This window comes from Streptomyces sp. SP17BM10 (assembly GCF_036322405.1).
Classification (GTDB): domain Bacteria; phylum Actinomycetota; class Actinomycetes; order Streptomycetales; family Streptomycetaceae; genus Kitasatospora.
Genome location: NZ_JAQYXB010000661.1, coordinates 226,125 through 250,951 on the forward strand (window position 1 = coordinate 226,125; position 24,827 = coordinate 250,951).

The window sequence follows — 24,827 nt, forward strand, 5'->3', positions numbered from 1 at the left end:
CACCCCTTGCGCCACCCTTGTCACTACCTGTTCCACGTGTTTCTCCACCCCCACCCACCGGAGTTCGTGTCTGCCTCGCGGCGGCCGGCCCGGGGCACTGGAGAGGCCGGCCGAGGGACCCTTGCACCGCCGTCCCGCCCTCGGCCAGGGAAGTATCCGGCAGTCTCCAGCGCCACGGGCGCGCCGGGAGCCACGGGCACAAGAGGGGCTCGACATGGCACCCAGCAACACCAGCACCACCGACGGCGGTTCCACCCCAGCGAGAACACCCGGCCCGGGCGGCGCGTCAGCACGCCTCCCCGGCGAACCGTCCGGGCCCGGGACCCACCCCGTGGACGAGTTGCTGTCCCCGGTGAAGCTCGTCTCCACCGGACTCCAGCACGTCGCCGCGATGTACGCGGGAGTCGTCGCACCCCCGCTCATCGTCGGCGCCGGCGTGGGGCTCTCCCCCGCCGAACTCGCCCTGCTCATCTCGGCCAGCCTGTTCACCGCCGGACTGGCCACCCTGCTCCAGACCCTCGGCGTCTGGAAGATCGGCGCGCGGCTGCCGTTCGTGAACGGCGTGTCGTTCGCTGGCGTCGCGCCCATGATCGCCATCGCCAAGGGCTCCATCGACAGTACGGGAGGACCGAAGCACGCCCTCCCGGTGATCTTCGGCGCGGTGATCGTCGCGGGGACCCTGTGCTTCCTCGCGGCGCCGTACTTCTGCAAGCTCATCCGGTTCTTCCCCCCGGTCATCCAGGGCACCGTGATCACCCTCATCGGGGTGTCCCTGCTGCCGGTGGCGGTGAACTGGGCGCGCGGCGGCTCGCCGGGCGCCCCCGGATTCGGCTCCATGCGGGCCATCGGCCTCGCCGCGATCACCCTCGTCGCGGTGGTGCTCTGCAACCGGCTGCTGCGCGGCTTCTGGCAACAGCTCTCCCTGCTCGTCGGCCTGGCGTTCGGCACCCTGATCGCCTTCCCGCTGGGCCTCGCCGACTTCGGCCCGGTCAAGGACGCGAAGGTCTTCGCGCTCCCCTCCCCGTTCCACTTCGGCGCCCCCGAGTTCGACGCCGCCGCCATCGTCTCGCTGTGCATCGTCATGGTGGTCTCGATGACCGAGTCCACCGCCGACATGCTCGCGCTCGGCCGAATAGTCGACCGCGAGGCCGACGAACCCACCCTCGCCGCCGGCCTGCGCGCCGACGGCCTGGCCACCGCGCTCAGCCCGGTCTTCAACGGCTTCGCCGCCAGCGCCTTCGCCCAGAACATCGGGCTCGTGGCACTGACGAAGATCCGCAGCCGCTACGTCGTCGCGACCGGCGGAGGCATCCTGGTCCTGCTCGGGCTCTTCCCCGTGCTCGGGTCACTCGTCTCCCTCGTGCCGCAGCCCGTCCTCGGCGGCGCCGGGATCGTGCTCTTCGGCACGGTCGCGGCCAGCGGCATCCGCACCCTCGCGGAGGCCGGCATGGAATCCGGTTCGAACACCATCCTGGTGTCGGTCTCGCTCGGCGTCGGCATCGTGCCCATCGCCGTACCCGCGTTCTACGACTCCTTCCCGGAGGCCGTCCGCACCCTGATGCACTCCGGGATCTCGGCCGGCACCGTGACGGCCGTCCTGCTCAACCTCCTCTTCCACCACGTCGGGTCCGCCCGCCGCACCGCGGCCGGCGAACCGCCCGGCACGACGGTGCCGACGGTGACACCGTCCTGACCGGCGGGAGGGAGCGCGCCCCCGCTCGGCGCGCCCCCTCCCCCGCCCTCCCCCATAGGAGCAACACCATGGCAGTCCAGCCCCCACCCGCCGACCAGCGGATCGTCATCGAGAACGCCGCCATCGCGACGGTCGACGCCAACGACACCGAGTACGCCCGCGGCCACGTGGTCATCCTCGGCAACACGATCGAATCGGTCGGCAGCGGCCCCGCCCCCGCCTGGCTGGACAACGTCGTGCGCCGGATCAACGCCGAGGGCCACCTCGTCACCCCCGGCCTGGTCAACACCCACCACCACTTCTACCAGTGGATCACCCGCGGCCTCGCCCAGGACAACATCCTCTTCGACTGGCTCGTCGCCCTCTACCCCACCTGGGCCCGCATCGACGAGAAGCTCGTCCACGCCGCCAGCCAGGGCTCCGCCGCCGCGCTCCTCAAGTCCGGCTGCACCACCGCCTCCGACCACCACTACGTCTTCCCGAAGGACGGCGGTGACGTCCTCGGCGCGTCCATCGAGGCCGTCCGGGAACTCGGCCTGCGCTTCACCGCGCTGCGCGGCTCCATGGACCGCAGCAAGAAGGACGGCGGCCTGCCCCCGGACCACGCCGTCGAGGAGCTCGACGACATCCTCGCCGCCTCCGAGGCCGCCGTCGACACGTACCACGACTCCTCCTTCGGCTCGATGCTGCACGTCGCCATCGCGCCCTGCTCCCCGTTCTCCGTCTCCACCGACCTGCTCCGGCAGTCCGCCGAACTCGCCCGCCGCAAGGGCGTGCGGCTGCACACCCACGGCTCGGAGACCGCCGAGGAGGAGCAGTTCTGCAAGGAACTGTTCGGCATGGGTCCCACCGACTACTTCGAGTCCGTCGGCTGGCTCGGCGAGGACGTGTGGATGGCGCACTGCGTCCACATGAACGACTCCGACATCGCCAAGTTCGCCGAGACCGGCACCGGCGTCGCCCACTGCCCGTCCTCCAACGCCCGCCTGGCCGCCGGCATCGCGCGCGTGCCCGACATGATCAAGGCCGGCGTACCGGTCGGCCTCGGCGTCGACGGCACCGCCTCCAACGAGTCCGGCGAGCTGGGCACCGAGCTGCGCAACGCCCTGCTCATCAACCGCCTGCACGGCTACCCGACGGCCCTCACCGGGCGCCAGGCGCTGCGCCTGGGCACCATGGGCGGGGCGCGGGTGCTCGGCCGGCAGAACGAGATCGGCTCCATCGAGGTGGGCAAGCTCGCCGACCTGGCGCTGTGGAAGATCGACGGGATCATGCACTCGTCCATCGCCGACCCGGTCGCCGCCCTGACGTTCGGCGCGCTGCCGCCGCTGTCCGTCCTCTTCGTCAACGGCAACGCCGTCGTCGAGAAGGGCCGGCTGACGACCGTCAACGAGGACCGCATCGCCCGCGACTGCGCCCGCGCCGCGAAGGAGCTGGCGGCCCGCCCGGTCTGACGGACCGGTAGCCCGCTCCTCCTCGGTTCCCCGTACTCCGGGCCGCCCAGGGACGGTGCGTGACCCGGACTCCGCGCGCCACACCCGGCGCACGGAACGCAGCCCCGGACCCACGGCGAGGGTCCGGGGCTGCGGTGCGTCCGGGGGTGGGGGGCCGGGAACGACAAACAGGTGACAGATAACAGATGACAACTTTCGTCATCTGTTATCTGTCACCTGTTATCCGTTCGGGGGCCGCCGCGTCAGGCGGTGCGCCCCAGCGTCGCCAGGTAGGCCCGCCAGCCTCCGTGGTGGGTGATCTCGCGGTGCACGCCACGCTCCAGCTCCCCGCGGGCGAGCAGCATCGACAGGCACGCGGAGCCGTCCTCCAGCTCGATCACGCCGAGCTCGAGTTCGAGCGGCTCGCCGGGCAGGATCACGTCCCGCAGGCGCTCCAGGCTGATGTCGTAAAGCTCGCCGTCGATCGCGGTGTCCACGCCCGGGTCGGCCAGCAGCCCCGGGCAGACGTCCGTCCCGCCGCTGTGGTCGATGGAGAAGAAGCGGTAGCCGGGGGCGGTCCGGGCCGGGCCGATCAGGGCGTCGGCGACCTTGGCGTGGAACGGTCCGCCGACCATCGCCTGCCCGTTGAAGAAGATGCGTGCCATGGGTGAACTCCTCACGAGGACAAAGAGCGTGACAAAGGGCCCGACAAAGAGCCCGACAAAGAGCGTGACGAAAAAAGCCGTTCCGTACGGCGACGAGAGGACAGGTGGATTCGTCGCCGTACGGAACGGAGTAGTGGCCCGCCGGTATGCGCCACCTCGGCAGACGTGCGACCGTGGCGCCGGCGGATAGCGTGGGGTCAGTCGAGCAGGGGAAGCGCGGGGAGGGTCAGGAAGTCCGCGAACTCCTCGGCCAGGGCGACCTGTTCGAAGAGCTGAGCGGCCTCGCGCCAGCGGCCACCGGCGTACCCGGCCTCGCCCAGCTCGGCGCGGAGCTCGGCCAGCTCCGTGGCGACCAGGGCGCGCACCAGGTCGGCGGTGGCCTTCTCACCGGTGTCGGAGAGCACGACGCCGTTGTGGATCCACTGCCAGATCTGCGAGCGGGAGATCTCGGCGGTGGCGGCGTCCTCCATCATGTTGAAGATGCCGACGGCGCCGAGGCCCCGCAGCCACGCCTCGATGTAGCGGACACCGACCTGGACGGCGTTGTGCAGCCCCGCGTGGGTGCAGGTGCCGCCGGCGCCGGCGATGTCGAGCAGCTGGGCCGCGGTGACCGGCTCGGCGGGCCCGGGGTTGTCCTTCTGGTGGGGCCGCTCGCCGAGCACGGCGTCGAAGGAGGCGCGGGCGACCGGGACGAGGTCCGGGTGGGCGACCCAGGAGCCGTCGAAGCCGCTGCCCGCCTCACGGTCCTTGTCGGCCCTGACCTTCTCCAGGGCGGCCGCGTTGACCTCGGGGTCCTTGCGGCTGGGGATGAACGCGGCCATGCCGCCGATCGCGTGCGCGCCGCGCTTGTGGCAGGTCTGCACCAGCAGGCGGGTGTAGGCGGCCATGAACGGCGAGGCCATGGTGACGCTGTTGCGGTCCGGCAGGATGTAGTGCTCGCCGGCGTCGCGGAAGTTCTTGACGATCGAGAACAGGTAGTCCCAGCGCCCGGCGTTGAGGCCGGCGGCGTGGTCACGCAGCTCGTAGAGGATCTCGTCCATCTCGAACGCGGCGGTGATCGTCTCGATCAGGACGGTGGCGCGGACGGTGCCGTGCGGGATGCCGAGCTGGGCCTGGGCGTGCGTGAACACGTCGTTCCAGAGCCGGGCCTCGAGGTGGCTCTCGGTCTTCGGGAGGTAGAAGTACGGGCCCGAGTTGGGGTCCTGCGGCCCCTTGGCGAGCAGCCTGGCCGCGTTGTGGAAGAAGTACAGGCCGAAGTCGAAGAACGCGCCGGCCACCGGGACGCCGTCGACGAGCAGGTGGTTCTCGTCGAGGTGCCAGCCGCGCGGGCGGACCACGACGGTGGCGAGTTCGGCGGCGGGCTTGAGGGTGTAGGCCTTGCCGGCCTCGCTGGTGAAGTCGATCCGGCCCTCGTAGGCGTCGATCAGGTTGATCTGGCCGCTGACGACGTTCTCCCAGGTCGGGGAGGTGGCGTCCTCGAAGTCGGCGAGCCAGATCCGTGCGCCGGAGTTGAGGGCGTTGATGACCATCTTGCGGTCCGTGGGGCCGGTGATCTCGACGCGGCGGTCCTGGAGGGCGCGCGGCGCCTCGGCGACCTTCCAGTCGCCGGCGCGGACGCCGGCCGTCTCGGGCAGGAAGTCGAGGGTGCCCGCCGTCGCGATCTCGGCGCGCCGGGTCTTGCGCCGGGCGAGGAGTTCCTGCCGTCGGCCCTCGAACGCGCGGTGGAGGCCGACGACGAAGGCGACCGCCTCCGGAGTGAGCACCTCCTCCGCCCGGTGGACGCGCGGACCGGCGACAGTGACGACCGGAGCGGCGGGGGAGACGCCGGGTCCCTGATCTGTGGCCATGAGCAGGACACTCCTAAGACGGTTGAGCCTGGCGAAGGGAGCTCCGGTGGGAGCCTCCTCGGGGAACTTCCTTGATCCGAACCCACCTGTCGGCGCATTCGATTCTGTAAAGTGGAGACTAGTTTCCGCGATACAGAATTTCAACGGTTTGTTGATGTGATCGCCGGGACTCTACTCCTCCCCGACAGCGAAGGGAACGCCGGTGGTTGCGACCCCCGACACAGCATCGACGACGGGCGCCGACCGCGCGAGCGGCGGCGTGCAGTCCGTCGAACGCGCCTTCCAGCTCCTGGAGGCGCTGGCCGACTCCGGCGGCGTGGCCACGCTCAGCGAGCTCTCCACCACCTCCGGCCTGCCGATGCCGACCATCCACCGCCTGGTCCGCACGCTCGTGCAGCAGGGTTACGTCCGCCAGGACACCGCCCGCCGCTACACCCTCGGCCCTCGGCTGATCCGGCTCGGCGAGACGGCCGGACGCCTGCTCGGCAGCTGGGCCCGCCCCTACCTGGCCGAGCTGATGGAGGCCACCGGCGAGACCGCGAACCTGGCGGTCCTGGAGGGCGGCGAGGTGGTCTACGTGGGGCAGGTGCAGTCGCGCCGCTCGATGCGCATGTTCACCGAGGTCGGCCGGCGGGTGCAACCGCACTGCACCGGCGTCGGCAAGGCGCTCCTCGCCCAGCTGCCCGAGGAGGAGGCGCGCGCCGTCCTCGGCCCCAACACGCTGCCCGCGCACACCGAGTACACCGTCACCGACCCGCAGGAACTCCTGCGCCAGCTCGCAGGGGCGCGCGAGCGCGGGTACGTCGTCGACGATCAGGAGCAGGAGATCGGAGTGCGCTGCATCGCGCTCGCCGTCCCGGGCGCGCCGACGCCGACGGCGCTGTCGGTCTCCGGCCCCGAGGCCCGCATCCGGGCGCTGGAGCAGCAGGACGGCGCGGCGTCGCTCGTATCGGTGATGCACAAGATCGCGGCCCGGCTGGGGCAGGTCCTCGCACCCTGAGGGACGGTCAGGTGGCGTGCCGTGCACGGGAGGTCGGCGTGGCCGACTTCCCGTGCACGTGTTCCTCCGTTCGGGCGGACGAAGGGCGGGGCGAGGAGCCGGCCGTCCGTCGCTCGGCCACCCTGGTGCGGACGCGGCCCGCGACGGCGCGGGCGGCCGGGGCACGAGGGGAACGGTGGACGGCGATGGGGCGCACGCACACGGGTGCACGCGGCGGGGCGGGGGGCTGGACGTGGCTGACGGTGGCCGTGGCAGCGGGCTGCGCGGTGGCGACGGCGACCGCCGACCCGTCCTGGGCCGGGCCGGGGCCCGACCCCCGAGCGGCGGTGCAGCTCGCACCGGCGAGCCGGGCCGCCGTACCGTCCGACTCCGACCTCGAGGTGATCCGGCTCGACCCCGACGCCGCCCCACCGGGCGGCACGACCACCGTGCACGGCTTCGTCGCCAACCGCGGCCCGGACACCACCGCCTCGCCGTTCACCGTCATCGTCGACCTGCCGCCGGGGGTCACGGCGCAGGGCCCGTACTTCCCCGAGGACTGCCAGGTGCTCCCGGGCGGCCGCCGGGTGCGCTGCGCCTTCCGGGCCGGCCTGCCGCAGGGGCGCACCGCGACGGCGCTCGTCAAGGTGCGGATCTCCCCGACCGTGAAGCCGGGCCCGCTGCACGGCGGGCGGGTCGAGGTGCTGAGCCCGAACGACCGGGACCCGCGCGACAACCGGCAGCCGTTCACGATCGAGGTCGTCGAGACGGCTGCCGGCTGAGGACTCGGACCGGTGGTTACCGGTACACGCGGACGTAGTCGGCGGCCATGGTGATCGGGGTGGTCCCCTGCGGCGCGGGGTGGTACTCCCCCGCGCTCACCGACAGGTTGAGGATGAGGTACGCCGAGAAGTTCGCGCCGACGCCCTTGCCGTCCGAGAACACCTTGACGCCGTTGACGTACCAGTCCACCGAGTTGGCGCCGTAGTGGGTGCCGATGGTCACCCACTGGTCCTTCGCGACGGCGCTCGCGTTGGTGTAGTAGTCGCCGTTGCCCGGGTTGACGTGGTTGGTCAGCTCCAGGAGGTTCGGGTTGTCGGGGTGGTACTCGAAGGAGTCGACCTCCCCGTTGCCGTTCTTCCAGGTCCACAGGGCCGGCCAGGCGCCGGTGCCGGCCGGCAGCTTGACCCGGGTCTCGGCGTAGTCGCCGGTCTTGACCTGGAAGCCCTCGCTGGAGCCCTCGGTGGTGAGGAAGCCGGTGTTCCAGGACCGCTTGCCGTTCTCCAGCGTGTTGCTGCCGGGGGCGGCGGTGAAGGTGGCGACGCCGTTGGCCACGCCCACGTTGTTCCGGTCCAGCCAGTCGAGCTTGTTGTCGTCCGGATTGTGGTTGCCGTACTTGTACGAGCTGCTCTTGTCGCCGACCCAGCGCTGGCCCCAGTTGATCGGGCCGTTGAACTCGTCGGACCAGGTCAGCGACTTGCCGGCGATCGGGGAGGACGGCGCCTGGGCGCTCGGGCTCGCGGTCGCGCCGGGGGTGGCACTCGGCGTGGGGGTGGCGCTCGGCGTGGCCGTGGCCGTCGCCGTGGGGGTCTGCGCGGGCGTGGCCGACGGGGTGGCGGTCGGGGTGGCCGACGGCGCGGCGGTCGGGGCCGCGGCCTTGGCGACGACCAACTGCTTCGAAGGCAGGTTGTGCCACGTGCCGCCGAGGTCCTGCCAGAAGCCGAACTCGGTGTACGTGCCGGCCGCGAGCGTACGCGCGGCGCTGGTGAAGGTGTGGCCCGAGGGGCAGATCGACACGTTGCCGGCGTTCCCGGGGAAGTCGAGGTTGTGACCGGCCGCGTCACGCACGCCGACGCCGACGGTCTTGGCGACGAAGCAGGACGACGAGTGGAGGGTGAGGGTCGCCGTGGCGGCCCGGCCGGCGACCATCGTGGCCGGGGCGAGCCAGTCCTGGGTGACGGTGGGGCCGGTGGCCGCCTGGGCGCCGGGCGCGGCCTGGAGGCCGAACAGGCCGGCGCCGGTGATGGCGAGCGCGCCGGTGGCGGCGAGGGCGGCGGTGCGGCCGCGGTGGGACGGGCGGGCGTGACGCGGCGCGCGGCGCCGGGCAGGCTGGTGCATGGGGTGTCCTCTGCGACGCCTGCGAGGTGAGCTGTCGGGTTCGGGCTGAGAGGTCGCCCGGCCGCCTGTGGGAGCGGCTTCACCCCAAGCCGCGGCCCGGACGCACGGAGGCGTGCCGGGTCGTGGCGCTGACCTTGGTTCCCCCGCTCCCGTCCGCTGTGGTGCTCGGTTGCCCGCCGTCGGGTGGACGGGACTCGGCGTCCCGGCGGCGGGGTCCGCGGGGCGGACGACCGTTGCAGGCTAGGCAGTCGGTCCGTGAACGGACAACTCGTCGCGGCCGGTTGTCGCGCAGCTCACAGTCGTGTCGATCAACTACGGTGCGCAGTGGATCAGTTGGCCGGCCTTCCGGGGCCCCCGGATGATCACGGATCGCCGGGACGCGCTGACGCAGGTCCGGGCCGCGGACGATCGGGCCGGCCAGGCGCGGGTGAGCAGGGACGGCCGCCAGGCGGGCGGCGCCTGCGGGGCGGGCGGCAGCGCGTGTGGCGGGCCCTGCGGGGTGACGGTGACGGGGGTGCGCCTTCACTGGCAGTGGCCGTGCGAGCGCGCCCGATCGGATAAATTGGAGGTCCGACATCCACCGCCGTGCACAAGAGCACCGCGCCCCTCCCGCAGAGACGAGGAACCGCCCCGCCATGACCGCGCCCCTGCCCGCCTTCGCCGGCCGCACCTACCTCTTCCGGGCCGACAACGGCGCGGCCTTCCGCAACGCCTACTCGGCCGACGGCAAGCGGCTGCGCTGGGAGGGCCTCGGCGAGTCGGCGGGCCAGTGGGAGGACGTGGCGCTCCACGTCGCCGAGGTCGCGCCCGAGGTGTACTTCGTCAGCTGGACCGAGCAGAGCGGAATCACCGTCAGCCACGTGATGGACCTGGTCCGGCTGACGGTGCGCGCGTTCTGGACCTTCGAGGGCGAGGGCGGCCGGGTCGGCGAGCTCCACACGGGGACGCTGGAGCGGCTGGCCTGAGCCCGCCCGCCCGGTCAGGGCGTGGGGCCGTCAGGCTGTGGGGGCCGTCAGGGCGTGGGGGCCGTCAGGCCGCGGGGGCCGGCGGGTTCGGCTGGTTCGGGACCTTGAGGTGCCCGGACAGCCACTCCAGCGAGGACGGCAGCAGCTTGCTCCACGTCTCGAAGTTGTGGCCGCCGGTCTCCAGCATGCTGTACGAGACCTTCATCGGGCCCGGGCTCCGCACCGCGTCGATGAACGCCTCGGTGTCGCGCTTGTAGTCGCCGTCGCCCTGCTTGGTGCCGGCCAGCAGGACGGACGTCTTCGGCTGCGGCAGGTTCTCGAGCCGCCACATCAGGTCGGCCTCGTCGCGGCGCTGCCGGCTGCCGCCGAAGAGGTCGCCGGTGGTCGGGTCCTCGGCGGCGCGGTAGTAGCCGGAGAGGGAGACGGCGGTCGGAAAGACCTCCGGGTGGCGCATGGCGAGCTTCAGCGCGCAGTAGCCGCCGGTGGAGTTGCCCATGAACGCCCAGGCCTGCGGGTCGGCGGAGACCCGGAAGCTCGCCTGGATCGCCGAGGGGACGTCCTTGGTGAAGTACGTGTCGGACTGTGCGCCGCCGGGGACGTCCTCGCACTCGGTGTCCTGCGGGAGCGCGGGCGAGGGACGCATCAGGACCATGACGGTCGGCTGCATCCTCCCCTCCTGGAGCAGCTTGAGCGCCGCGCCCGGGTAGTTGAACCGCGTGATCAGGTTCTCCGCCAGCCCCGGGAAGCCGGTGCTGACGATCACGGCCGGGAACTGGCGCTGCGCGTACTCGGGCTGGAAGTACTGCGGCGGCAGGTAGACGTAGCCCTCCGTGGAGAGCCGGGTGACTTTGCCGTCGATCCGGACCTTGCGGATCTCGCCGGACTTGGCGGGCTCGCGGCCCATCGCGCCGCCGCCCTGGACGGAGGCGTGGCCGATCGTCTCGACGAGCAGCCGGCCGGAGGCGTCCGCCTTGTTGTGGATCACCACCGGGCCGTTGTCGCCGCCGGTGCCGAGGAGGTCGTCCCAGCTGCTGTAGAAGGAGAAGTAGCTGTTGGCGACGAGGCCGAGGGCGGCGAGCACGGTGAGCTGGGTGGCGAGCAGCGCGCCGATCCGGCCGAGCACCGCCTGCCAGGTCTTCCTCGCGAGCCTGGGCCACAGCCAGACCGTGCCGGCCGTCATCAGGACGGCGATCAATACGGTCAGCGCCAACACCTTGTGGCTCGTCAGACCCATGTCCTACTTGCTCCCACGCCTCGAACTCACGTCCCCGCGGCTAGGACATCCGGGGCACCTCCCCGGTTCCCCGTCGGGGCGCGATCTTCCACCCTAGCGGGCTGGAGCGGCACGTCAGCATCCCCGTCGGGCCCACCTGTGCCCGTCGTCGTCGGCGTCGGGCCCACCTGTGCCCGTCGTCGTCGGTGTCGGGCCCCTGCCGGCCGTGGCCCTCGAGGAGCGCTGACACGTAGCCGCTCAGGTCACCCGGCTCCACAGCCGTAGTCCTCCCGTGAGTTCGCGCATGCAGCGGGCGCCCAGCTCCTGAGGTGAGCCGGGGCCAGTCACAGGGGCGTCGGAGAGGGCCCACTCCTCCAGGGCGACCCGGATCGCCGCGGTCGCCGCAGCTGCGGCGAGGCGGAGCTCCAGCGCGTCCGCGCCCGCTGGGCAGCGGTCGGCGAGGACGCCGCGCAGCCGCTCTTCGGAGTCGGCGTGGACGCGCTGCCAGGTACTCGCGAGGCGGGGGTCGCGCAGCAGGCTGCGGGTCCAGTGCATGGCCTCGGCCGCGGACTCGTCGGCAGGCGTCAACGAGGCGACCGCCGAGCGCTCCAGCGCCTCGCGCACCGGCAGGTCGGCCGAGCTCTCCGCGAACAGTTCCACCCACCGCTGCCCGCCGGCCGCGAGCAGCGGCGCGACGGCGTCCTCCTTGAGCGAGAAGTACCGGTAGAAGGTGCGCAGGGAGATGCCCGCAGCGTTGGCGATCTCCTCGGCGGTGGTCGCCTCGGCGCCTCGTTCGGCGAAGAGCGCGGCGGCGGTGCGGGCGATGTCCAGCCGGGTGGCGTCGCGGCGGCGCTGGGTCAGGGAGGGGCGTCCGGTCACGGGCTCAGCGTACGCGCCTTCATGCCAGGGAGACCGATCACGTCATGGTGGCATGTCGAGACTTATTGGCATGTCATGCCAGAAAGGCGTACCGTGCCTCTCGAGGTCGAGAGACCCCGGGAACGAACGGAGTACCCCCATGGATCGCTTCAGTGGACGGAACGTCCTGATCACCGGCGGCGGCTCGGGCATCGGCCAGGCCACCGTGCACCGGCTCCTCGCCGAGGGCGGCAGAGTCGTCGCGGTCGACGTCAGCGCGGACGGCCTGCAGAGGACCGCGGACCGCGCAGCCTCCGACGGCACCGCCGACCGGCTCACCACCGCAGTACTGGACATCTCGGACGAGCCGGCCGTCGTCGCGGGCGTCGCGGAGGCCGTCGCTGGCCTCGGTGGACTGGACGTCCTGGTCAACGCGGCCGGGATCCTGCGGTCCTCGCACACCCATGAGACCAGCCTGGAGTTCTGGAACAAGCTCCTCGCGGTGAACCTCACCGGCACCTTCCTGATGACCCGCGAGGCGCTTCCGGCACTGCTCGCGGGCGGCACGGGCGTGGTGGTCAACTTCAGTTCCACGTCGGCGAGTTTCGCCCACCCGTACATGGCCGCCTACGCCGCGACCAAGGGCGGCATCCAGTCCTTCACGCACGCCATCGCGTCGGAGTACGCGAAGCAGGGCCTGCGCGCGGTGTGTGTCGCGCCGGGCAGCATCGACAGTGGCATGACCAACAACCCGGGCCTGCCGGCCGACGCCGACTTCAGCCTGCTGGCCAAGCTCTCCCCCGCCATCGGCCAGGGCTTCGCGGGACCGGAGACCGTGGCGGGCGTCATCGCGATGCTGGCGTCGGACGATGGCGCGTTCGTCACGGGCACCGAGATCCGCATCGACGGCGGCACCCACATGTGAGCGGACGGACAGGGAGGCGGGGTGACGACCGACAGATAACAGCTGACAGATAACAGATTTCGAAATCTGTTATCTGTCAGCTGTTCGTCGTTTTCCGTTCGTCGTTCTCCCGTTCGTCGGCGTCAGGTCGTCCTGGCGTGGGCGCGGCGGCCTCGCGGTGCGGTGCCGCGACGGCCGTCACGGCGGGCGGCCAGGGCGTTGCCCGCCGCCAGGACCGCCGCCCCGACCACGACGAACGCCGCCGCCACCAGGGCGCACGCACCGGCCACCCGCCGGTACCCGCCGTGCACGCCGGGGTCGAGGAACGGGTACGGATACCAGGCGGCGGCCCAGCCCCGGAGCAGCGTGTAGAGCAGGTAGAGCAGCGGGAACCCCAGCCACCACAGCGCCGTCCTCGGGCGCAGACGGCGGGTCGGCGGGTCGATCAGCCAGTCGGCGAGCACGGCGAGCGGCACGACGCGGTGCAGCACGTCGTTCACCCACGGGATCGTCAGCTGGTCCGGGTACTTCGCGAGCACCGTGCCGTACACCAGCCCGGTGATCACCAGGTAGAGCACGACCGCCCCGCGCACCGGGTCGGGCACGGGGCGGCGGCTGATCAGGCCGGCCGGTCCGGTCAGGCCCCCCAGCCCGCCGAGCGTCAGGACGACGACCGCGGCCGCGTTGCTGAGGATGGTGAAGTATCCGAAGTAGTTCACCACCCCGGTGGTTCCGGTCGCCGCGTGATAGCCGGAGAAGCCGAGGGCGACGGCCGCGAGCGCGGCGACGGCGAGCCTGGCGGGGGCGAGCCAGAAGTGCATCGTCGGTCCGCCTCTCTGGAGGTGGCGTGGTCCGCCGCGGTACTCGGATTGAAACCCGGGTGGGCGGAGTCGGCCACAGGAGAGATGGCGAGGGCGGCAGCCGGAGGAACGGAGGCACCGGCCTCAGGGAGTGCGCCAGTCGGCGGCGAAGGCGGCCGCCGGGTTGGTGGTGAGGAGCAGTTCGGGCAGCTCGGGGCCGAACGTGCGGCCGAGACGCGGAACGAGGTCGGTGAGCAGCCTGGTCGGACCGCCGGCCCGGCGGGCGGTGCGGGTGGTGGTGTCGGCGCCGAGGAGCAGCCGCTCGGCGTGGCCCGCGTCGACGAGGTCCGCGATGAGGTCGAAGGCCCGGTGGTCCTCCGGGTGGTCGACCCGTGAGGGGCTGTCCAGGGCCAAGTACACGCCTTCGTCGGCGAGTTCGCGGTGCAGGCGGACGTCGGGCAGGCGGGTGAGGTGGCCGAGGACGATCCGCTCGAGCGGGACCCCGTGGCGATCGTGGAGCCAGAGCAGCACGAAGTACGGGTCGCCGCCGGGTTCGAGGTGGACGGCGATCGGGGCCCCGGTGGCGTGGTGGGCCTCGGCGGCGGCCGTCATGACCAGGCGGGTGTGCGCGCTGCTGACGCCCACGTCGCACGCGACCTTGATCAGCCCGGCGCGGACGCCCTCGGGGGCGCCCGGGAGTCCGGTGGTCAGCTCGGTGACGAAGCGCTCGGCGAGTCCGTCGTACCGGGCGGACAGGTCACGGGCGTCCTCGGCGTAGTGGACCGCCTGGTGCATTCCGGTGGCGGCGACCACGTGAACGCCGGTCGTGCGCGAGTGGCGGGCGAGCGCGTCGGCGCCGCGTCCCATGCCGTGCGGGGTCCACTGGACGAACGCCCGGCCGCCGGCGGCGGCGAAGGCGCGCAACACGTCCTCGGCGGCGGCCGGGTCGTCGAGCTCCTCGCCGGGGAGCAGCGGGCTGCGGATGAAGAGGTGGTCGTGGGAGTCGGTGACGCCGAGCTCGGCGGGGTCGAGGTCGCCGAGGACCGTGCGGACGGCGGCGGTCACGCGTCCGTGCCCTTGTCCTGCGCGGGCGGTGCCGTCTGCGCGGTCTGCGCCGCTTGCGCCTCGGCGAAGGTCGCGGTGGCGACGCGCAGGCCGGCCAGGGCCTTGGGGACCCCGACATAGGGCGCCAGATGGACGATCACCTCGGTGATCTCCTCGCGCGTCATCCCGATCCGCAGGCTGTTGCGGACGTGGTCGCCAAGCTGCGGCTCGACGCCGCCGAGGGCGGTGAGCGCGGCCAGGTTAGCCACCTGACGGTCGCGCAGGGCGAGGCCGGGGCGCTGGTAGGTGCCGCCGAACAGGGCGGTGACGATCCAGTCGGCGAAACCCGGCGCCAGAGCGTCGAGGCCGCCGAGAGTCGAAGCGGCGGCCGGCCCCGCGAGGTCGGCGAGCATGGCGTAGCCGGCCTCGCGGTCGAGCGGGGCGGGCGCGAGGTCGGTGGGTGCGAGGGATTCGGGCGCGAGGGATTCGGGCGCGAGGGATTCGGGCGCGGTCGTCATGGGGTGGCGAATCCTTTTCACCAGTGGCGGCCGGCGGGCAGCCGGTCGAGTTCGGGCCGGGACAGGTGCAGCACCCGGTAGCGGGTGCCGGGCGCGTCGTCGGGGACTTCGCCGTGCCAGAGGGCGAGGTGGAGCAGCTCCCACCGGCTCGGGTCGACCGCGACGGCGGCGGTGTGCAGTGCGGGGTGGTCGGGCAGGTCGGCGAGGGCCTGCTCGACGGCCTCGGCGGGGTCGGCGGTCTCGGGAAGGCGGACGGTCCGGCGGGTGGCGGTGGCCGGTCCGGCCGGACCGGCAGGCACGGGCCCGCGTGCGAGCCCGGCGCCGAGCCAGTGCCTGACGACGGGACGGCCGAAGTCGGCGCAGAGACCGCGGAACCCGGGGCCCCAGAGGAAACCGTTCATGCCCTCGGCGGTCCGCCACAGGTAGAACGGCGCGTACTGGTTGACCGGCGAGCCGTCGCGCCCGCGTTCCCGGACCAGGTAGGCCTTGAGGCCCAGTCCGCGGTAGCCGTCGAGGAGGTGACCGCGCTCGGCGACACGCTTGCGGATGATCCCCATGTCGTAGTCGGCGGGGAGGGTGATCTCGTACTGCATGGCGTGCACGGGCTGCTCTCCTCCATGGGCGGGTTAGTTCCACGGGCGGCTTGGTCGGGGCGGGCGCTCCGGGCCTCGCCCGCGGTCCGGCTCCGGGCTCAGGCCGGCCGGTTCGTCTGGTCCGTCCGAGCGGTCCGAGCGGCCCGGTCCGTCCGGTGAGCCGCGAGCAGGGCGAGGGCTCCGCGGACGGCCTGTTCGAAGGGCTCGGCGCGGTCGGCCGCGCGGGCGAGCACGTAGCCGCCCTGGACGACGGCGACCAGCGCGGCCGCCGTGTCGGCCGGGTCGATGCCGGGGACGAGCTCACCCGCCGCCTGCCCCTCGGCCACGAGCCCGGCGATCCGTCCGCGCAGCCAGTCGAACGTCTCCTCGACCGGCGCCCGCAACTGCGGGTCGGCGATGACGTCCGGGTCCTGCGCCATCCGTCCGATCCGGCAGCCACGCAGCACGTCGCGGTCTCGGTGGAGGTAGGCGGCGATGCGGTCGTAGGCGCTGCCCGGGGAGACGAGGTCGGCCTCCGCGACGGCGCGCATCTGCTCGGCGCTGCGGCGCAGGGCGGTCGCGGCGAGGTCGGGCTTGCCGGTGAAGTGGTGGTACATGCTGCCCTGGCCGACGCCGGCGCGCTGCTGGATGGCTTTGGGGCTGGTGCCGACGTAGCCGCGCTCCCAGAGGAGTTCCTGGGTGCTCTCGATGAGACGGTCCTGGGTTGCCATGGGGATCACTGTACATACCAGTAGGTACAGAACGCCAGCGATTCCCCCCGGCGATTCCTGCGGAGCGGGACCGAACCCGTCCGCGGGACGACCGAGGGCCGTGCGCCGCCCCCCGGCGGCCACGGCCCCTCGCCCGCATTCCCTCGCCCGTTCGTCATCCCCCGCACCACCCGACGGCATACCGCCCTTGCCGGTGGCACACGTCACGTCACACCGCGTCATGCGCGGGCGAGAGCGGAGGCGGACGATGCAGGGGCAGGTGCCGTAGCGGCGGGCAGCACCAGGACAGGCGGCACCGGGGCGGGCGAGGCCTTGTTCCACGCGCACCGGCTGGCAAGATGTCCGCCATGAGCTACCTCGCCTCGGATGACCGCTACGGCTCGATGACCTACCGCAAGGCCGGGCGCAGCGGCGTGCAGCTGCCCGCCGTCTCGCTCGGCCTCTGGCACAACTTCGGCGACGCCCAACCCCTCGACGTCCAGCGGGCGGTGCTGCGCCGCGCCTTCGACCGCGGGATCACCCACTTCGACCTGGCGAACAACTACGGCCCGCCGTACGGCAGTGCGGAGCGCAACTTCGGGTACCTCTTCGCGCAGGACTTCCGCCCGTACCGGGACGAGCTGTTCATCGCCACCAAGGCCGGCTGGGACATGTGGCCCGGCCCGTACGGCAACGGCGGCAGCCGCAAGTACCTGCTGGCCAGCCTGGACCAGTCGCTCGAGCGGATGGGACTCGACTACGTCGACGTCTTCTACTCGCACCGGTACGACCCGCAGACCCCGATCGAGGAGACGATGGGCGCGCTGGACAGCGCGGTCCGTTCGGGGAAGGCGCTGTACGCGGGCATCTCCAACTACCCGGCCGAGCAGCACCGGGAGGCGGTGGCGATCCTGCGCGAGCTGGGGACGCCGGTGCTGATGAACCAGTCGGCGTACTCGATCCTCAACCGGTCCGTCGAGGAGGGCGTGCTCGATGCCGTCGGCGACACCCAGACCAGCCTGATCGCGTACTCCCCGCTCGCGCAGGGCCTCCTGACGGGCCGCTACCTGTCCGGCGACGTGCCGGCCGGATCGCGGATGTCGGTCGGGAAGTTCCTCAGCGAGGCGGCCCTCGACGGGGCGCGGCTGGAGCAGCTGCGGGCGCTGGCCAAGGTCGCCGAGAGACGCGGGCAGACGCTCGCCCAGCTCGCGCTCTGCTGGGTGCTGCGCGACCCGCGGGTGGTGTCGGTGATCATCGGCGCGAGCAGCGTCGCACAGCTGGACCAGAACATCGACGCGCTGAACGGCGGCCCGCTGACGGCGGAGGAGCTCGCGGAGATCGACGGACTGAGCGGGTGACAGAAGGCCGGTGACAGACGACAGATAACAGATTTCAAAATCTGTTATCTGTCGTCTGTTATCTGTTATCTGTTCTCCGTCAGCTGTCCCCGTCAGCTGTTCTCCGTCAGGCTCCGGAGCCGACGCCCCATCAGGCCACCGGCGTGTACTTGTAGCCGACCCGGCGCACCGTCACGATCGTGTCGCGGTAGGCCGCTCCGAGCTTGCGCCGCAGACGGGCCACGTGCACGTCCACCGTCCGGCCGTCGCCGACGTGGCCGTAGCCCCACACCGCGGAGACCAGGTGGTCGCGGGTGTGCACCCGCTGCGGGTGCTCGGTGAGGTGTGCGAGCAGCTCGAACTCCAGGTACGTGAGGTCGAGCAGCCGCCCGTCCACATAAGCGTTGCGCCGCTCGTTGTCGATGGTGATGCCCCGGCCCGCCGGACGGATCGGTCGGGCCGACGGCGAGCCGGCCGGGCCGACGGCCGCAGCCGCGCCGGCCGGGGTCTCCGCCGGCACCAGCACCAGGTAGCCGACCATCGGCTGCCCGGCCTGGTCGCCGAACTGCGCGCCGTACTGGGCGAGGAGGGTCTGCGGCAGCGTGCCCTGCGGCAGCGCCGCGACGACGCTCGCACCCTCCGGCAGCGCCGCCAGCAGCGACTGCGGCGGTGCCGGAGGCGCCGCGGCCGCAGCGACCACCGGGGCCGGCCGGGGCGGCAGCACGTGCGGCGGCACCGAACGCGCCACCCGGCCCTGGGAGTTGATGACCCCGGCCGGAATGGACGGAACGGACCGCGCGGACGGGGCGGATGGAGCGGACGAAGGAGAGGGACCGGACGGAACGGGCTGGACCGGGCGGACCGCGCGCAGGTGCGGGGTCGCGGTGGGCAGGGGCAGGGTGGCCGTGGAAGAAGAAGACATGGTGTGTCGCTCATTTCGCGCGTGACGGACGGGGTGGAGTCGTCTGCGCGTCGACCGGGCTACTGCCTGGGCTGATCCGGACGGAGGGTCCGGGATCCGGAGTCCGGAATCAGCGGGCGGAGGACCGGGACGCACGGGGCGAGCCGGGACACGTCTGGTCGAACAGGTGCGGCTGCCTCGAGGGCCAGAAGGGCTCCAGGTCACCGCGGCCGGATCGGCGCGAGCGGTCGTCACGGCCGTCCGCGCTTGCGCAACCGGCCGTGGGCGGGCGCCCGTTCGGCTGTCCGCCCGTCCGCCCGCTCGAGCGCCCGGACGGTGCGCCGCAGCGCGCGGCGGGAGTGGTCCCCGCGGAGCGTGGGCGCCCGGCGGCTCCGGGGGCGGGGGTGGGGAAGGCGAGGTTCACAGGTGGTCTCTCCGCGGGGCGGGCCTGATCGCCGGTCGCGGGCACGCCGGGTTCCGGGGTGCCGCTCCGGCCTGGTCGACGGGGTGACGGTGCGCCGGCCGGAGCGGCCGGGGGGGCCGCAAGCGGGGTCGGGCGTACCGGAAGGGGCCGGCCGGTCAGCGACAACACGCGCTGCAGATCAGCGCGTGGTCGATGTAGCGGCGAACGGTGAGCACCGGCCGGGCCGGGGTGCGGATGGACGCGGGCGTGGCCGCGGCGGTGTGCCGACCGACGGTCATCCTGCTGCCCTCCCCTGGATCCGTGTTCGGCGACGCGGGCTGCGGGCCGACGGTGCGTGATCGAATGGCCTGCCGCCGGACATGCGCCGACACCGACGCGCGTCCGGGCTCCCCGACGGCACGGCCGGGCGGCCTTCGTCCACAGAGCCTTCCACGCCGACCCGGTCTAGGCAACCTTCACCTTGCCGGACGTCCGTTATATGGACGCCGAAATGAGACAACGGTCCGAAGAGACGACTGCCGGAGCGGAAAACGGCGGGAAAGTGGCGGGAAGCGGCGGACGAAGGGTCAGGCCCGGGCGGCCGCACGGCGCGGCCGGGAGGCCGCGTGCTCGACGAGGGCGACCAGCAGGTCTTTCCCGTCCTCGCGAAGCCGCGCGTCGCACAGCAGCACCGGGATGTCCGGGTCGAGGTCGAGCGCGTCCCGCACCTCTTCGGGCGAGAACCGTTCCGTCCCGTCGAAGCAGTTCACCGCGACGACGAACGGGATGCCGCGCTGCTCGAAGAAGTCCACCGAGGGGAAGCAGTCGGCGAGGCGCCGGGTGTCCGCGAGCACCACGGCGCCCAGTGCTCCGCGCGCCAACTCGTTCCACACGAACCAGAAGCGGTCCTGCCCCGGCGTGCCGAAGAGGTAGAGCGCGAGCCCGGGCCGCAGGTCGATCCGGCCGAAGTCCATCGCCACCGTGGTGGTGCGCTTGGCCTCCACGCCCGAGGTGTCGTCCACCGGGCGGCCGAGCTCGCTCAGTTCCTCCTCGGTGCGCAGCGGGCGGATCTCGCTGACCGCGCCGACCAGGGTCGTCTTGCCCGCCCCGAAGCCGCCCGCGACGAGGATCTTGACCGCGACGGCCGGACCGCCGCGCCAGCGCGGGTCGGTGGCGTCGGGCCGGCGCGGGGCGGCGTCGGGGCCGGCCTCGTTTGCGGCGGGGTGCTCAGAGCGCACGGAGTCCATTGATCACGTCTCGCAGCAGGCGCTCGTCCGGCAGCTCGGCGAGCGGAACGGGTCGGGTGACGCTGATCAGTTCGGCGTCGTAGAGGTCGCCGAGCAGCACGCGGACGACGCTGACCGGCAGGTCGGTGAAGGAGCCGAGTTCGGCGACGGACAGCGGCTCGCGGCGGCACCAGGCCAGGATGGTCTGGTGCTCCGGGTCGAGCACGTGCGCGGGCACGGCCCCCGCGTCCGGCCCGGGTTCGGCGGCGGTGATCAGCGAGATGAGGTCGAACAGGCCGTCCTCGACCGGGCGGGTGCGGCCGCGGGTCATCGAGTACAGCCGCACCACCGGGCCGGCGTCGTCGTCGAACCAGCGGTCGTCGACCGGGGTGCGCGGCCGGAACAGGTCGACCTCGGACTCGTCCCCGGCCTCGTCCCCTGGCTCGTCCACGAACTCGTCCCCGGCCGTGCCGTCCGCGCCCGCGACGGCCACGGTGTCCGTGACCCCGACGTCCGTGACCCCGACGTCCGTGACCCCCGCGTCCACGGCCCTGGGGCTCGCTCCGTCCGTCGCGGCCACGGACCCGTCGCGCTCCGCCACCGCCTCCGCGTTCGGATCCGCCATCGAACCGATCATCTCCCCGGCGGCAGCGCGGTCTCGGTGCGCGGTTCGGCGGCCATGTGCTCGCCGACCCGCTTGACCAGCAGGGCCATCTCGTAGGCGATCTGGCCGATGTCCGCCTCGGCCTCGCTCAGCACGGCCAGGCAACTGCCGTCGCCGGCCGCCGTGATGAACAGGAACGCCTCGTCGAGCTCGACCATGGTCTGGCGGACACCGCCTACCTTGAAGTGCCCGCCGGCGCCCTTGGCGAGGCTGTGGAAGCCGGCCGCGACGGCGGCGAGGTGCTCGGCGTCCTCGCGCTCCAGGCCGCGGGAGGCCCCGGTGGCCAGGCCGTCGCTGGAGAGGATCACCGCGTGCCGCAGGGCCGCGACGCGTCCCACCAGGTCGTCCAGGAGCCAGTTGAGGTCCCCGGACGGCTGCGTCGAGATGGTCATGAATCAGTTCCTTCCGCTGGAGCGGGTGTTACGGGTGGTGCTGGTGGTGCCGATGGCGCCGGTCTGATCGGTCGGACGTGTCGTACCGGTCGTGCTGGTGATCCCTGGGCGTCCGCCCCGGGTCCGCCGGACGAACCGGATGAACCGGACACCCCGGAGGCACCGGCCGGACCCGGATGATCAGCCGGACCGGAGTGATCAGCCGAACCGGGCGGCGGCACCAGACGGACCGGCGGGCCCGCCGGCAGGCGCCGGGCCAGCGGCGCCGGGCTACCGTCGGACGGGGCCGGCAGGGCCGCCGGGGCGGGCGCCGGGCTGATCGCCCGGCGGGACGTGTCGGGCGGCTGCCAGACCGGGACGGACGCGACGGACGGCCGGGCCACGGGCGTCGCCGTCGGTTGGCCCGTCGGGCCCGAGGGGCCAACCGACGTCGGCCCGACCGACGGCGGCGCGGCCGACGACGACGAGCCGGTGGCGCCGCGGCCCCGGGTGAACCCGCGCTGGAAGGACGCGAACGTGGCCCGCGCCTCCTCCGGCGACCGCTCCCGTGCGCGCTCGGTCTCCCTGGCGGCCCGCTCGGCCTCCTGCGCCGCCCGGACGACCGGGTCACCCGACGATCGCGCGTCATCGGCGCGCCCGCTGCGGAGACGTTCCTTCATCTGTTCCTTGAGCTGTGGCGCGAGGTTGGCCTGACGAACGCGCCTGGGCAGTCCGCCCGGGGTCCGCGCACCGGAAGCCGCCTGCTCCCCCAGGACCGGCGGGGCCGCCGGCGCCACCGGGGTCTGCGCGGCCGCCGGGCTCTCCACGAGCACCAGGTCCGCGGGCCCGGCACCTGCGGCGCCCGCGGCCGGCAGGATCTCCGCCCGGCGGTGGCGCCCGGTGCCGTCGGAGCCGCCTTCCTCCCCACCCGGCGGAGGGACGAGCACCGGCCCGCCCTTCGTCCGCGACACCCGTCGCGGCAACCCGCCCGGCGTCCTGGCCGGCTCGGCCGCGGAGGGCCGCGGCCCGCCGGTGCCGCGGTGCCTCCCGCCCCCGGAGCCCCGTGCGGCGCTCACAGCCGCGCCCGACGTACCGCCCTCGGGACCCGGAACAGACACCTCCGGGGCCGGGCCCGACGGGCCCGCGCCGCCCGGCACCGCCACGAGGTCCCGCTGGCCGCGCCGGACCGTCGCCGCCGGACGCCGCCCGGCCTGCGACGGCTCGGCCGGCCCGTCCGTCGCCTCGGCCAGCAGCTCGCGCGGCACGAGCACGACGGCCGTCGTCCCGCCGTACGGCGAGGGCCGCAGGTGCACCCGGATGCCGTGCCGCCGGGCCAGCCGGCTGACCACGAACAGGCCCAGCCGGTCGGTATCGGCGAGGTCGAACTCCTGCTCCACGGCCAGGCGTTCGTTGATCTCGGCGAGCGCCGGCCCGCTCAGCCCGAGCCCGCGGTCGTCGATCTCCAGCGCGAAGCCGTGCGCCACGACCTCGCCCTGGACGGTGACCTGGGTGTTCGGCGGGGAGAACACCGCGGCGTTCTCGACGAGTTCGGCGACCAGGTGGGTCACGTCGGCGACGGCGCTGCCGAGCAACCCGGTGCCGGGGAGCGGCCGGACGGTCACGCGCGCGTAGTCCTCGACCTCACCGACCGCCGCGCGCACGACGTCCACCATCCGCACCGGCTTGCGCCAGGCGCGCCCCGGCGAGCCGCCCGCGAGGATGATCAGGCCCTCGGCGTGGCGGCGCATGCGCGTGGTGAGGTGGTCGACCTTGAACAGGTCCTCCAGCTCCGCCGGGTCCTCGGTGCGGCGCTCCATGGTGTCCAGCAGGGTCAGTTGGCGGTGCAGCAGCACCTGGCTGCGCCGGGCGAGGTTGACGAAGACGGCCGAGACGCCGCGGCGCAGCTCGGCCTGTTCGACGGCGGCCTCGACGGCGGCCCGCTGCACGGCGTTGAACGCCTGGCCGACCTGGCCGATCTCGGCCTGCCCGAACCGCAGTTCCGGCGCTTCGGCGGCGACGTCCACGGCCTCGCCGCGGCGCAGCCTCCGCATGACGGCCGGCAGGCGGGTGGTGGCGAGCTCGTTGGCGGCGTTGCGCAGGCCGATCAGTTCGCGGGCGAGGCCGCGGCCGATCCGGAAGGAGATGAGCACCGTCAGCACGATCGCGACCAGGCCGACCGCGCCGGCGATCCCGCCGCGCCACAACAGGCCGGTCGCGTACGACCGTTCGCGCTCGGCGATGCCGTCGGCGATGCGGGAGTTGACGGCGGCGAGGTCGCCGAGGGCGCGGTCGGCGGTCTCCCGCCAGGAGTCGCCGTTGATGGCCTGCGCGACGTTGGCGGGGCCGCCGGCGCCGACGAAGTCCGCCTCGGCGCGCACCAGTGCGGCCCAGGCGTCGCCGCCGCGCAGGGCGATGTAGTCGGCCTGGTCGGCGGGTTCGAGCTCGGCGATGTAGACGGTGTACAGCGCCTGCTGGTTGTGCAGGGCGTCCAGCGCGGTCTGGTACTGCTCGGCGGTGGGCCGGGCGGTGCCGGTGCGCAGGCCCTCCATCGCGGCGTCCTCCTGGGCGAGGTACTCGCGGGCGCGCACCAGCTCGATCAGGATCGTTCCCTGGCGCGGGAGTTGGCCGCTCTGTCGGGCGACGAAGGCGGAGCGGAAGCCGAACACCGGTTTGATCAGGTCGCTGTACTGGTCGAGCGCGAACTCCCAGTTGAGCGCCGAGCGGCCGACCTGGGCGCGCAGCGGGCCCATCTGGTCGGCGGCGGCGAGGATCTGCAGGAGGCGCCCGCGCTGGGCGGCGGAGAGCCTGCCGCCGATGCTGTCCTTCTTGTCGCGCAGGACGCCGAGGTCCCGGTCGGTGTCGGCCTTGGCGCGGTCGTAGGCGTCGCGGGCGGCGCGCGAACCCGGGTCGGCGAGGCGCTGGACGGCGGCGCGGCGCTCGTTCTGCAGGTCGGTGGCGTACTGGTCGGCGGGGGTGCCGAACTCCTTGTACGTACGGCTGAGCTCCAGCTGGCTCCAGACGTCTCCGGTGGTGGCGATGGTCGCGTACACCCACAGGGCGGTGAGCGCGACGATGGGCACCAGGAGCAGCGCGATGATCTTCGCGCGGATCGAGCTGCTACGCAGACGCATGGAGTCCTCGGTCGGGAAGTGCCAGGCGCGGAACGGGGAGGGTGGGCGGAGCGGGGCGAGCACGCGGGCGGTGGGGAGCCCGGGTCGGGGGTCGGGTACGGATCGGGCCTGGCCGGGGGCCCGGCCGCAGGTCTGCGAGAGCCTACTACGCCCTGACCACTCGTTCGAGGGTCGAATTACTCCTCGCCCCCACTTGCCCCGCACACGTCAGAACCGCGAGGGCCGCCATCGCCCCGCCACCGCCCCGGCACCGCCATCGCTCCGCCCCCGGCCGCACCCGCGTACGACGCTCTCCGTACGGACGTACGGCACTTTCCGTACGCCCTTGTGCCGATCTCGTCGTGTCTCCGACACAACCCTGGGCAGTCGCCGGACGATCCGATAGTTTCGGCTCCACGCCGGCCGCAAGTGAGATGCGAACCGGAGACCGAACCGGACGCGAAGGGGTCGCGCGCGGATCACCAGCAGGACGCGA

23 protein-coding genes and 1 riboswitch are annotated in these 24,827 nt (G+C 73.0%); of the genes, 7 read left to right on the top strand and 16 right to left on the bottom strand.

All coding sequences use genetic code 11. The features are described from left to right. Positions 1–214 precede the first annotated feature (214 nt). A complete protein-coding gene (locus tag PUR71_RS31715) occupies positions 215–1,693 on the top strand; it encodes a nucleobase:cation symporter-2 family protein (protein WP_329930618.1) in 1,479 nt (492 codons plus the stop codon). 68 nt (positions 1,694–1,761) lie between these two features. Then, positions 1,762–3,147 carry an 8-oxoguanine deaminase gene (locus PUR71_RS31720; RefSeq protein WP_329930619.1) on the top strand — a complete coding sequence of 462 codons (1,386 nt, stop codon included), beginning with the start codon at positions 1,762–1,764 and terminating at the stop codon, positions 3,145–3,147. 242 nt (positions 3,148–3,389) lie between these two features. Here the strand turns inward: PUR71_RS31720 and PUR71_RS31725 are convergent, their stop codons facing one another. Next, positions 3,390–3,791 carry an allophanate hydrolase-related protein gene (locus PUR71_RS31725; RefSeq protein WP_329930620.1) on the bottom strand — a complete coding sequence of 134 codons (402 nt, stop codon included), beginning with the start codon at positions 3,789–3,791 and terminating at the stop codon, positions 3,390–3,392. Between the two features lie 197 nt (positions 3,792–3,988). Beyond that, a complete protein-coding gene (gene aceB, locus PUR71_RS31730) occupies positions 3,989–5,638 on the bottom strand; it encodes a malate synthase A (RefSeq protein WP_329930621.1) in 1,650 nt (549 codons plus the stop codon). Between the two features lie 202 nt (positions 5,639–5,840). On the opposite strand from aceB, the gene PUR71_RS31735 reads away from it, so the two are divergent. Both PUR71_RS31735 and PUR71_RS31740 read left to right on the top strand, forming a co-directional pair. Then, complete coding sequence (locus PUR71_RS31735; RefSeq protein WP_329930622.1) at positions 5,841–6,638, top strand: IclR family transcriptional regulator; 798 nt, start codon at positions 5,841–5,843, stop codon at positions 6,636–6,638. A 185-nt stretch (positions 6,639–6,823) separates the two neighbouring features. Further along, entirely contained in the window at positions 6,824–7,399 is a 576-nt protein-coding gene (locus PUR71_RS31740) for a hypothetical protein (RefSeq protein WP_329930623.1), read from the top strand. 16 nt (positions 7,400–7,415) lie between these two features. Here the strand turns inward: PUR71_RS31740 and PUR71_RS31745 are convergent, their stop codons facing one another. Then, on the bottom strand, positions 7,416–8,735 hold the full coding sequence (locus tag PUR71_RS31745) for a glycoside hydrolase family 16 protein (RefSeq protein ID WP_329930624.1): 1,320 nt from the start codon (positions 8,733–8,735) through the stop codon (positions 7,416–7,418). 1 nt (position 8,736) lies between these two features. After that, positions 8,737–8,909, bottom strand: a riboswitch (cyclic di-AMP (ydaO/yuaA leader). Between the two features lie 461 nt (positions 8,910–9,370). Here PUR71_RS31745 and PUR71_RS31750 point away from each other — a divergent pair. Then, the gene (locus PUR71_RS31750; protein ID WP_329930625.1) at positions 9,371–9,700 is read left to right on the top strand and encodes a MoaF-related domain-containing protein; all 330 of its coding nucleotides are present in this window, start codon (positions 9,371–9,373) and stop codon (positions 9,698–9,700) included. Positions 9,701–9,764: 64 nt separating this feature from the next. Here the strand turns inward: PUR71_RS31750 and PUR71_RS31755 are convergent, their stop codons facing one another. Then, the gene (locus PUR71_RS31755) at positions 9,765–10,934 is read right to left on the bottom strand and encodes an alpha/beta hydrolase (RefSeq protein ID WP_329930626.1); all 1,170 of its coding nucleotides are present in this window, start codon (positions 10,932–10,934) and stop codon (positions 9,765–9,767) included. A 237-nt stretch (positions 10,935–11,171) separates the two neighbouring features. Continuing rightward, positions 11,172–11,792, bottom strand: coding sequence for a TetR family transcriptional regulator (locus tag PUR71_RS31760; RefSeq protein ID WP_329930627.1), 621 nt, complete (start codon positions 11,790–11,792; stop codon positions 11,172–11,174). Between the two features lie 139 nt (positions 11,793–11,931). On the opposite strand from PUR71_RS31760, the gene PUR71_RS31765 reads away from it, so the two are divergent. Next, positions 11,932–12,696, top strand: coding sequence for an SDR family NAD(P)-dependent oxidoreductase (locus PUR71_RS31765; RefSeq protein ID WP_329930628.1), 765 nt, complete (start codon positions 11,932–11,934; stop codon positions 12,694–12,696). Positions 12,697–12,818: 122 nt separating this feature from the next. Here the strand turns inward: PUR71_RS31765 and PUR71_RS31770 are convergent, their stop codons facing one another. From PUR71_RS31770 to PUR71_RS31790, 5 genes are all read right to left on the bottom strand, one after another. Next, positions 12,819–13,496, bottom strand: a complete 678-nt coding sequence (locus PUR71_RS31770) for a Pr6Pr family membrane protein (protein ID WP_329930629.1) — start codon at positions 13,494–13,496, stop codon at positions 12,819–12,821. A gap of 123 nt (positions 13,497–13,619) precedes the next feature. Then, positions 13,620–14,540, bottom strand: a complete 921-nt coding sequence (locus tag PUR71_RS31775; protein ID WP_329930630.1) for a phosphotriesterase — start codon at positions 14,538–14,540, stop codon at positions 13,620–13,622. After that, complete coding sequence (locus PUR71_RS31780) at positions 14,537–15,037, bottom strand: carboxymuconolactone decarboxylase family protein (RefSeq protein ID WP_329930631.1); 501 nt, start codon at positions 15,035–15,037, stop codon at positions 14,537–14,539. Before PUR71_RS31780 ends, PUR71_RS31775 begins: the two co-directional genes overlap by 4 nt. Before the next feature lie 17 nt (positions 15,038–15,054). Continuing rightward, on the bottom strand, positions 15,055–15,639 hold the full coding sequence (locus PUR71_RS31785) for a DUF4865 family protein (protein ID WP_329930632.1): 585 nt from the start codon (positions 15,637–15,639) through the stop codon (positions 15,055–15,057). Between the two features lie 89 nt (positions 15,640–15,728). Further along, positions 15,729–16,340 (bottom strand): TetR/AcrR family transcriptional regulator, encoded by a 612-nt coding sequence (locus tag PUR71_RS31790; protein WP_329930633.1) that lies wholly within the window; start codon positions 16,338–16,340, stop codon positions 15,729–15,731. A gap of 347 nt (positions 16,341–16,687) precedes the next feature. Here PUR71_RS31790 and PUR71_RS31795 point away from each other — a divergent pair, with 347 nt between their 5' ends. Further along, positions 16,688–17,677: an aldo/keto reductase gene (locus PUR71_RS31795; RefSeq protein ID WP_329930634.1), complete on the top strand. Its 990-nt coding sequence runs from the start codon at positions 16,688–16,690 to the stop codon at positions 17,675–17,677. Positions 17,678–17,807: 130 nt separating this feature from the next. Here the strand turns inward: PUR71_RS31795 and PUR71_RS31800 are convergent, their stop codons facing one another. From PUR71_RS31800 to PUR71_RS31825, 6 genes are all read right to left on the bottom strand, one after another. Beyond that, the gene (locus PUR71_RS31800; protein ID WP_329930635.1) at positions 17,808–18,578 is read right to left on the bottom strand and encodes a winged helix-turn-helix domain-containing protein; all 771 of its coding nucleotides are present in this window, start codon (positions 18,576–18,578) and stop codon (positions 17,808–17,810) included. A gap of 558 nt (positions 18,579–19,136) precedes the next feature. Further along, on the bottom strand, positions 19,137–19,259 hold the full coding sequence (locus PUR71_RS31805; protein WP_329930636.1) for a hypothetical protein: 123 nt from the start codon (positions 19,257–19,259) through the stop codon (positions 19,137–19,139). A gap of 288 nt (positions 19,260–19,547) precedes the next feature. Next, positions 19,548–20,207, bottom strand: coding sequence for a GTP-binding protein (locus PUR71_RS31810; protein ID WP_443077638.1), 660 nt, complete (start codon positions 20,205–20,207; stop codon positions 19,548–19,550). Beyond that, positions 20,188–20,811: a DUF742 domain-containing protein gene (locus PUR71_RS31815; RefSeq protein ID WP_329930637.1), complete on the bottom strand. Its 624-nt coding sequence runs from the start codon at positions 20,809–20,811 to the stop codon at positions 20,188–20,190. Before PUR71_RS31815 ends, PUR71_RS31810 begins: the two co-directional genes overlap by 20 nt. Before the next feature lie 8 nt (positions 20,812–20,819). Beyond that, positions 20,820–21,242 carry a roadblock/LC7 domain-containing protein gene (locus tag PUR71_RS31820; RefSeq protein WP_329930638.1) on the bottom strand — a complete coding sequence of 141 codons (423 nt, stop codon included), beginning with the start codon at positions 21,240–21,242 and terminating at the stop codon, positions 20,820–20,822. Continuing rightward, entirely contained in the window at positions 21,239–24,352 is a 3,114-nt protein-coding gene (locus PUR71_RS31825; protein ID WP_329930639.1) for a sensor histidine kinase, read from the bottom strand. Before PUR71_RS31825 ends, PUR71_RS31820 begins: the two co-directional genes overlap by 4 nt. Positions 24,353–24,827 lie beyond the last annotated feature (475 nt).

Excerpts from the sequence above, each read along its gene's own strand:
- PUR71_RS31715 (WP_329930618.1), top strand. The coding sequence starts at position 215 with ATGGCACCCAGCAACACCAGCACCACCGACGGCGGTTCCACCCCAGCG.
- PUR71_RS31720 (WP_329930619.1), top strand. The coding sequence starts at position 1,762 with ATGGCAGTCCAGCCCCCACCCGCCGACCAGCGGATCGTCATCGAGAAC.
- PUR71_RS31725 (WP_329930620.1), bottom strand. The coding sequence starts at position 3,791 with ATGGCACGCATCTTCTTCAACGGGCAGGCGATGGTCGGCGGACCGTTC.
- aceB (WP_329930621.1), bottom strand. The coding sequence starts at position 5,638 with ATGGCCACAGATCAGGGACCCGGCGTCTCCCCCGCCGCTCCGGTCGTC.
- PUR71_RS31740 (WP_329930623.1), top strand. The coding sequence starts at position 6,824 with ATGGGGCGCACGCACACGGGTGCACGCGGCGGGGCGGGGGGCTGGACG.
- PUR71_RS31745 (WP_329930624.1), bottom strand. The coding sequence starts at position 8,735 with ATGCACCAGCCTGCCCGGCGCCGCGCGCCGCGTCACGCCCGCCCGTCC.
- PUR71_RS31750 (WP_329930625.1), top strand. The coding sequence starts at position 9,371 with ATGACCGCGCCCCTGCCCGCCTTCGCCGGCCGCACCTACCTCTTCCGG.
- PUR71_RS31755 (WP_329930626.1), bottom strand. The coding sequence starts at position 10,934 with ATGGGTCTGACGAGCCACAAGGTGTTGGCGCTGACCGTATTGATCGCC.
- PUR71_RS31765 (WP_329930628.1), top strand. The coding sequence starts at position 11,932 with ATGGATCGCTTCAGTGGACGGAACGTCCTGATCACCGGCGGCGGCTCG.
- PUR71_RS31770 (WP_329930629.1), bottom strand. The coding sequence starts at position 13,496 with ATGCACTTCTGGCTCGCCCCCGCCAGGCTCGCCGTCGCCGCGCTCGCG.
- PUR71_RS31780 (WP_329930631.1), bottom strand. The coding sequence starts at position 15,037 with ATGACGACCGCGCCCGAATCCCTCGCGCCCGAATCCCTCGCGCCCGAA.
- PUR71_RS31790 (WP_329930633.1), bottom strand. The coding sequence starts at position 16,340 with ATGGCAACCCAGGACCGTCTCATCGAGAGCACCCAGGAACTCCTCTGG.
- PUR71_RS31795 (WP_329930634.1), top strand. The coding sequence starts at position 16,688 with ATGAGCTACCTCGCCTCGGATGACCGCTACGGCTCGATGACCTACCGC.
- PUR71_RS31800 (WP_329930635.1), bottom strand. The coding sequence starts at position 18,578 with ATGTCTTCTTCTTCCACGGCCACCCTGCCCCTGCCCACCGCGACCCCG.
- PUR71_RS31805 (WP_329930636.1), bottom strand. The coding sequence starts at position 19,259 with ATGACCGTCGGTCGGCACACCGCCGCGGCCACGCCCGCGTCCATCCGC.
- PUR71_RS31810 (WP_443077638.1), bottom strand. The coding sequence starts at position 20,207 with ATGGACTCCGTGCGCTCTGAGCACCCCGCCGCAAACGAGGCCGGCCCC.
- PUR71_RS31815 (WP_329930637.1), bottom strand. The coding sequence starts at position 20,811 with ATGGCGGATCCGAACGCGGAGGCGGTGGCGGAGCGCGACGGGTCCGTG.
- PUR71_RS31820 (WP_329930638.1), bottom strand. The coding sequence starts at position 21,242 with ATGACCATCTCGACGCAGCCGTCCGGGGACCTCAACTGGCTCCTGGAC.
- PUR71_RS31825 (WP_329930639.1), bottom strand. The coding sequence starts at position 24,352 with ATGCGTCTGCGTAGCAGCTCGATCCGCGCGAAGATCATCGCGCTGCTC.